Here is a 6,534-nt window from a genome sequence, read left to right as displayed (position 1 = left end):
AACTAGGTTATCCACAGATAACCGTCAGTCCATCAAACCAAGCCCGAAAACCCGGTCAGAAAAACACGCCGTCAGCATATCCCTCTCTATCTCATATTCACTTGTCAAAGACCAAAGAGCCAAAGAACTTAGCAGAAACTCTCATCCCCGCCAAGACTGCTTCGTCTCGGTGAAGCAGCTTCTATACCCCCAAACACCTACCCGTCAACACTACCCAACAAAAAAAATGACATTTTTCTTTCAGGCTCACTTTATGCACCGTTTCCAGACCTAAACGGCTTATAAAGTTCGACACGCTTTTCAGGCTCAGCAGACACATCTCATCAGACCATCATATAATATGATGCATGGTGAATCTGACACCTCCGTCGCGCAGCCCACCGATCCCCCTCAACTTACTGTAGGTAGACGAGCAGGCAGCGCGCTCGTGAGGAATCGCAAGACACCACTTCCAACCCCCGACATCCGAAGAATTCCGCCTCAGTTCACCAACACAATTTGTTACTTTAGATTTCCAGTGCAGCTACGGACGAAGGCCGCATCTTAAAGCATAAGCCCTCCCCCTTTAGCCAAAGCCGAGCTTGCTACCCACGCCCTGAAATTCCGCAGTATTTTAAAGCGTAGGCGCACCTTGATAGGGAACCAGAGTACACAAGCAAGAGCCCGAAAACCCAAGGTATAGCGTTAGGTCATGCACCATTATAACGCCCTCCCCACTACGCAGTTCCTTCTCAGTCTGCCTCGGCCCCTCCTTATTTTAGCTAATGCCCCCTTTATAAGAGCAGGCACAGCACTGTAACATAGACTGCATTGTGGGGTTCTCCCCTTAATGCACTGTTATTGCTTGCAAAATATCGTTTTTAAACTGACTTTTTTGTGGGCAGTCGCATGCGGGACAGAAGCCACAACCAACATCAAGCTACAAAGCGTCAAAAACCTCTTATCACGGCAATTGAAACGCCTGATAATGATGTTGAATGGCTTTCCGGGCCTCATGATACTTTCATAAATCTGCAAGAAGACTATATACGCCTGACGTTCGACCTTCTGGGGGACGGACTTACTGCGCCGGTTGGCGCCGCCGCAATTTCTGATTTTCTTCGAATGGCCAACTGATGAACATAATGAACCCAGCCTCTGCATCCACCACGGAAGCAACTCTCCAGCCGCTTCCTTCCGCGTCTGGACAACCGCGCCGTTACGGTGACTTTGCGACTTTTCCAGAAGCGCTGGATTATGCCGCGCAGGGTACGGCCGGGTTTAATATTTACTCAGGCAAAGGTGTTCTGCTCGAAGCCCTGCCCTACAGTGTGCTGCAGACGCAGGCCATTGAGACCGCCAAACGTCTGCTGGGCATGGGTTTGCAGGCTGGTGATCGCGTAGCCATTGTTGCGGAAAGCGACGGGGACTTCGCCCGCATCTTTTTTGGCTGTCAGTATGCCGGGCTTGTTGCGGCCCCTCTGCCCCTGCCCGTCGCGTTTGGTGGCAAGGACGCCTATCTGAGCACCCTGCGCGGCATGATTACCAGCGCACAGGCCAGCGCCGTGGTTATTCCAACGATCATTGAAGGCTGGACGGATGATATTGTCAGCGGCCTTGGTCTGGTTTTTGCGGGCTCCCCCAGTGAACTGATGGCCCGCCCCGTACCTGATATGGAGTTGGGGCAGGTCGACCCCGATGCACTTTCCTACCTTCAGTTTTCCTCTGGTAGCACACGCTTCCCCATGGGGGTCTGTGTCTCCCAGCGTTCTGGCATGGCCAATGTTGCCGCTATCGCCCATGACGGGTTGCAAGTCCGCGAAACAGGGGACCGCTGTGTTTCTTGGTTGCCGCTTTACCATGACATGGGGCTTGTCGGCTTTTTCCTGACCCCCATGACATGCCAGTTAACGGTTGATCTGCTGCCAACACGCGAGTTCGCACGCCGCCCCCATGTCTGGCTTGACCTGATCAGCCGCAACCATGGCACCATCGCCTACAGCCCCTCCTTTGGGTACGAGCTGTGCGCCCGCCGCCCTGCTGCTGCCGGACTGGACCTGTCTGGCTGGCGTGTTGCTGGCATTGGCGGCGACATGATCCGCGCCCATATCTTGCAGGAATTCGCAGAACGCTTTGCCCCTGCCGGGTTCAGCGCCAAAGCGTTTGTGGCCAGCTACGGCATGGCCGAAGCAACGCTGGCCATCAGTTTTGTCCCGCTCAATACCGGGATTGAAACAGACACGATTGACCTGCCCCTGCTGGAAAGCAAAGGCATTGCCCGCGCTCCAGCAAACCCGGATACACCCAGCAGAACATTTGTTATCTGCGGGCGGGTACTGCCCAAGCACGAAATGGAAGTCCGCAACCCCGAAGGGATTGTGCTCAAGGACCGCGAGGTTGGCACCATTTACGTACGTGGGCCCAGCCTTATGTCCGGCTACTTCCGTATGCCAGAGGAAACCGCTCAGGTTCTGGATCAGGACAGGTGGCTGAACACGGGCGATCTGGGCTACATGCTGAACGGTCAGGTTGTTGTAACCGGGCGCGCCAAGGACCTGATCATTATTAACGGCCGCAACATCTGGCCGCAGGATCTGGAATGGTCGGCCGAAACCCACATTTCCACACTGCGTAGCCGCGACGTGGCCGTTTTCTCCCTTGAAAAAGACAACCACGAGGAAATCGTGGCCCTGATCCAGTGTCGCACCACCAACCCCGAAACCCGTGAGGCGCTGCGGGCGGAAACAGTCAGCCTGTTCCGTCGGCTGCATGGGGTTGATGTGTCGGTTGTGCTGGTCCCCCCCCACACGCTGCCGCAGACATCCTCCGGCAAGCTGACCCGCGCCAGAGCCCGCACAATGTATGTGAACGGAGCCTTTGCCCAACAGCCCGAAGTCGCCTGAATTACAGGAGGAAAGCCGCCTGTGAGCGAGAGGCTAGTCAAATCTGGTTTTTTCTCTCATAAGGCGGCACGGCGGGCACAAGCTCGGCTTGATATAAATGCCATATAGGATGAAGGACCCGACATGAGCGAAACCGTTGAAAGCGTTTCCGCGCTGATCATCCAAAAGCTTCTTGCCAATCCCAAAGTCCCGCGCGACATCGACGGCAACTGCAAGATCATGGAAGATCTGGCATTCGACTCTCTTGCGGTCATGAACTTTGTCATGGAAGTAGAAGACAGTCTGGACGTCTCTGTCCCGCTCGACAAGCTGGCGGATATCCGTACGATCAACGACCTTGCCGCCTGCATTGTTGACCTGAAGAACAAAGGGTAAGCGTGGATGACGTCACTGTTTTCCAAATTTGAGGGCCTTGCGGGCGCTCTTGGCTCTGTTGTGGCGGCTGGCGGGCGTAACCCTTTTGCCGTTGTCATTGAAAAGCCGATTTCCTCCACTGTTGGTGTTATCGAGGGGCGGGAAACCCTGCTGTTCGGCACCAACAACTATCTGGGCCTCAGCCAGTCCGAACGGGCTATCAAAGCGGCGCAGGAAGCCGCGGCAACCTGTGGCGTTGGCACAACCGGCTCCCGCATTGCCAATGGAACGCAGTCCCTCCACCGCAAGCTCGAACGCCAGATAGCCGATTTTTTCGAACGGCGGGACGCCATGGTCTTCTCCACCGGGTATCAGGCTAATCTGGGCATGATCTCGGCACTGGCAGGCAAAGACGATTACCTGATTCTGGATGCGGACAGCCATGCCAGCATTTACGATGGCAGCCGCCTGAGTGCTGCACAGGTTATCCGCTTCCGCCATAACAGCCCGGACGACCTATACAAGCGCCTCAAACGTCTGGATGCCCCCAACAGCGCCAAGCTGATTGTTGTGGAAGGCATTTATTCCATGACCGGCAACGTGGCCCCCATGGCTGAATTTGCCGCGGTAAAGCGCGAGACCGGCGCATACCTGATGGTGGACGAGGCCCACTCCTTTGGTGTTCTGGGTGAGCATGGCCGGGGCGCTGCCGAGGCGGAAGGCGTGGAAGCGGATGTTGACTTTATTGTTGGCACCTTTTCCAAAAGCCTTGGCACGGTTGGTGGTTACTGCGTATCCGACCATCCTGAACTGGAACTCGTGCGGCTGAACTGCCGCCCTTACATGTTCACTGCATCACTCCCCCCCGAAGTGATTGCGGCAACGGGCGCTGCCCTTGAGGACATGATTGCCCAGCCGGAACTGCGCCGCCAGCTTATGGACAATGCCGCTCACCTGCATGCGGGCTTTACCAAGCTAGGCCTTAACGCAAGCAAGCGGGTCAGCCCGGTTATTGCCGTGACGCTGGAAACTGTAGAGCAGGCTATTCCCATGTGGAACCGGCTGCTTGAACTTGGGGTTTACGTCAATCTCAGCCTGCCTCCGGCAACTCCGGACTCACGGCCACTGCTGCGCTGCTCGGTTATGGCGACGCATACGGCTGAGCAGATTGATCAGGCTCTTGCCGTTTTTGGTCAGGCTGCACAGGAATGCGGCGTACCGCTCCAGCCCTGCGCCGCGTAATTTTACGCCCCCTGCCTGAAGGCCCCTTGCCGCCAGAGCCTCCACAGCACTGGTGGCGCAGCCAGTAACGGATGTTTTTCCGCAAACGGGCTTAGGGTAATTTCTATTCCGCTATGCCGCCTGACTTTCCATGCGGCATAGCGGGCACTTCCCTTAAATGTATAAACCGCCTTGATCAGGCGCAAAATATTAAGGGGCCGCCCCAACCGCGCCCGCAGCCGCCATTGACGCTGGGCGCGGCTCTTCTGTTCGGCGGAAATGGCGGGAACCACATCCTCCCCTTCATGCCTGAAAGATATTCCCCCTGCCTGCCAGCAGGGGAGCAGAATGCGTTCGTACCGCTCCAGATTGGCGTCCACAAGACCACTGCTTCGCCGCCCGTTTTCAACACGGAGTTCAGCCTTATAAGTGCTGGCATACAGAGCATTCCAGAACGCCGAGGGCGCGGCCTTGAGCGGCCCCAAAAGGGCCGCCCACCTTGCCGCAGTCACATTGGCCCGTACGATGCACTGCGTTATGGCCTGCCCCGCCTGTGCATTGCTCCGCCAGACCAGCCTGACAGGCTGGGAAAAGCGCGCCCAGACCGTAGTATTGAGGGTGGCAAACCCGGTTAGCGTATGCAATTGCGCCAGCGTAAGAATAGCCACCTTGGCGCGCATGGCCCGACCAGCCACCCTAAGTTCGTAATACTCAACATTGGGGGGCAGCATGGCATTGGCCAAGCAGGCCAGAGTGGAGCGTGGCCAGTCTGACTGCCTGCTGACAATAATGTAAAAATCGAGCAGCGTGTCCTCATCAATGCCGCTGCGCAGACCCGAGCCATAAAACAGAACACCAAGAGGCCGCACCTTACCCAGCATCTGCTCCACGAACAGCGTCACCTCCGGCGCAACTGGGGTAGCCAGCTCCTGCGCCAGCATGTGCGTGATCTGGCCAATGGCCTGACTGCGGGACGTCTGCTCGGTTTCAGCCATTCTTGTCAGCCATTACGCGTAAAGGAAGGAAACAGCAGGACCAGCCAGAATGGTAAAGTCCTCATTCTCACCCGGTTCCAAAATCTCGCCGTCCAGCACAAAGCTCTCGGCTGTCTGCATCTGGAGTGTCTGCACGGACCCGCTCTGGTACGCGCCGGAGCGCCGGAGCCACTCGGGCGCCTTGCCACGCAGCAAGGTCCAGACTGCGCGCATGAGAGACGGCGGATAAGCGGCCACATCCAGATAATGCATACCCTGACATTCCGCACCACCAGCCCGCCAGAATGGCCAGACACCATAGGGCAGCGTATTCAGGGCCGTGCAAAGCACCATAAAATGGTTCTGCGCGAGGCTGATTTTGCCATCATAGGTTAGCGTAGCGGTCGCACCAGCCAACCATCCATCACGCTGGCGCGGTAACAAAAGCTGCATAACAGTCATAGCAAAAGTGGCGATAACCGCCATATCATGTGCGTAACGCTTGAGCACAGCAGGCTGGTGCGCAATGCTTATGCCACGCCCAAAAGCCCCCATTCCACCAAAAAAGCCGAGTACTGCTGCGCCATCATGCCCAGTGCGCTGCACAACCAGCGGGCGACGCTGCTTGACCTTGAGCATAGCCTGCCCCGAACGCAGATCAGCCTGCAAACAACGCAAGGCATCCGCTCCACGCTTGCCATAGCCAACATCTGCTGCGATCAGATTGGTATTGCCCGATGGAATAACCGCAACCGGCGGCCATGCCTGCGCGGGCCAGCCGGAAGCATGCAGGGCGCTGAGCACCTTGCCAACCGTGCCATCCCCCCCATCCACCACAATGCAGGAGAGCTTGCGCTTACGCAGGTCCTCCACAACAGCCTGCAAGGCCGTATGCGTGTCCGGCGCGTAAAACAGGACGTTGGGCAAAGCCTGAATACTCTGGAGGTAGTCAGGTCCATTCTTCAGGTTTTTACGGCTGAACGGATTATAAATAAGGGCTAGATGGTCGGGCACTCACGTACTCTATAATGCACAAGTTGCAGGTCGGTGCTTTTGCCCCGGCTCGGCTCAGTGGTATAAAGAGCCAGAGCGCGCTTGTCACA

General features: G+C 56.7%; 7 protein-coding genes. 5 read left to right on the top strand and 2 right to left on the bottom strand.

The window, feature by feature from the left end; all coding sequences use genetic code 11:
• From GOB86_RS15925 to spt, 5 genes are all read left to right on the top strand, one after another.
• On the top strand, positions 1-274 hold a 274-nt coding region (locus GOB86_RS15925), incomplete at its 5' end, for a hypothetical protein (RefSeq protein ID WP_206752698.1).
• A gap of 614 nt (positions 275-888) precedes the next feature.
• On the top strand, positions 889-1,116 hold the full coding sequence (locus GOB86_RS16000) for a hypothetical protein (RefSeq protein ID WP_242012445.1): 228 nt from the start codon (positions 889-891) through the stop codon (positions 1,114-1,116).
• Entirely contained in the window at positions 1,116-2,882 is a 1,767-nt protein-coding gene (locus GOB86_RS02815) for a fatty acyl-AMP ligase (protein ID WP_165990855.1), read from the top strand. Before GOB86_RS16000 ends, GOB86_RS02815 begins: the two co-directional genes overlap by 1 nt.
• A 123-nt stretch (positions 2,883-3,005) precedes the next feature.
• Positions 3,006-3,257, top strand: a complete 252-nt coding sequence (locus GOB86_RS02810) for an acyl carrier protein (RefSeq protein WP_025826198.1) — start codon at positions 3,006-3,008, stop codon at positions 3,255-3,257.
• 6 nt (positions 3,258-3,263) lie between these two features.
• Complete coding sequence (gene spt, locus GOB86_RS02805; RefSeq protein ID WP_165990854.1) at positions 3,264-4,478, top strand: serine palmitoyltransferase; 1,215 nt, start codon at positions 3,264-3,266, stop codon at positions 4,476-4,478.
• Between the two features lie 2 nt (positions 4,479-4,480).
• On the opposite strand, the gene GOB86_RS02800 is transcribed toward spt, so the two are convergent.
• Complete coding sequence (locus tag GOB86_RS02800) at positions 4,481-5,452, bottom strand: hypothetical protein (protein WP_408737288.1); 972 nt, start codon at positions 5,450-5,452, stop codon at positions 4,481-4,483.
• A gap of 12 nt (positions 5,453-5,464) precedes the next feature.
• Positions 5,465-6,445, bottom strand: coding sequence for a diacylglycerol kinase family protein (locus GOB86_RS02795; protein ID WP_165990853.1), 981 nt, complete (start codon positions 6,443-6,445; stop codon positions 5,465-5,467).
• Positions 6,446-6,534: the final 89 nt, after the last annotated feature.

Source organism: Acetobacter lambici, from assembly GCF_011516885.1.
Lineage (GTDB): Bacteria > Pseudomonadota > Alphaproteobacteria > Acetobacterales > Acetobacteraceae > Acetobacter > Acetobacter lambici.
Note: the sequence above shows the minus strand (reverse complement) of the source record. Positions and strands in the feature narration are given on the sequence as shown.

Excerpts from the sequence above, each read along its gene's own strand:
- GOB86_RS16000 (WP_242012445.1), top strand. The coding sequence starts at position 889 with ATGCGGGACAGAAGCCACAACCAACATCAAGCTACAAAGCGTCAAAAA.
- GOB86_RS02815 (WP_165990855.1), top strand. The coding sequence starts at position 1,116 with ATGAACATAATGAACCCAGCCTCTGCATCCACCACGGAAGCAACTCTC.
- GOB86_RS02810 (WP_025826198.1), top strand. The coding sequence starts at position 3,006 with ATGAGCGAAACCGTTGAAAGCGTTTCCGCGCTGATCATCCAAAAGCTT.
- spt (WP_165990854.1), top strand. The coding sequence starts at position 3,264 with ATGACGTCACTGTTTTCCAAATTTGAGGGCCTTGCGGGCGCTCTTGGC.
- GOB86_RS02800 (WP_408737288.1), bottom strand. The coding sequence starts at position 5,452 with ATGGCTGAAACCGAGCAGACGTCCCGCAGTCAGGCCATTGGCCAGATC.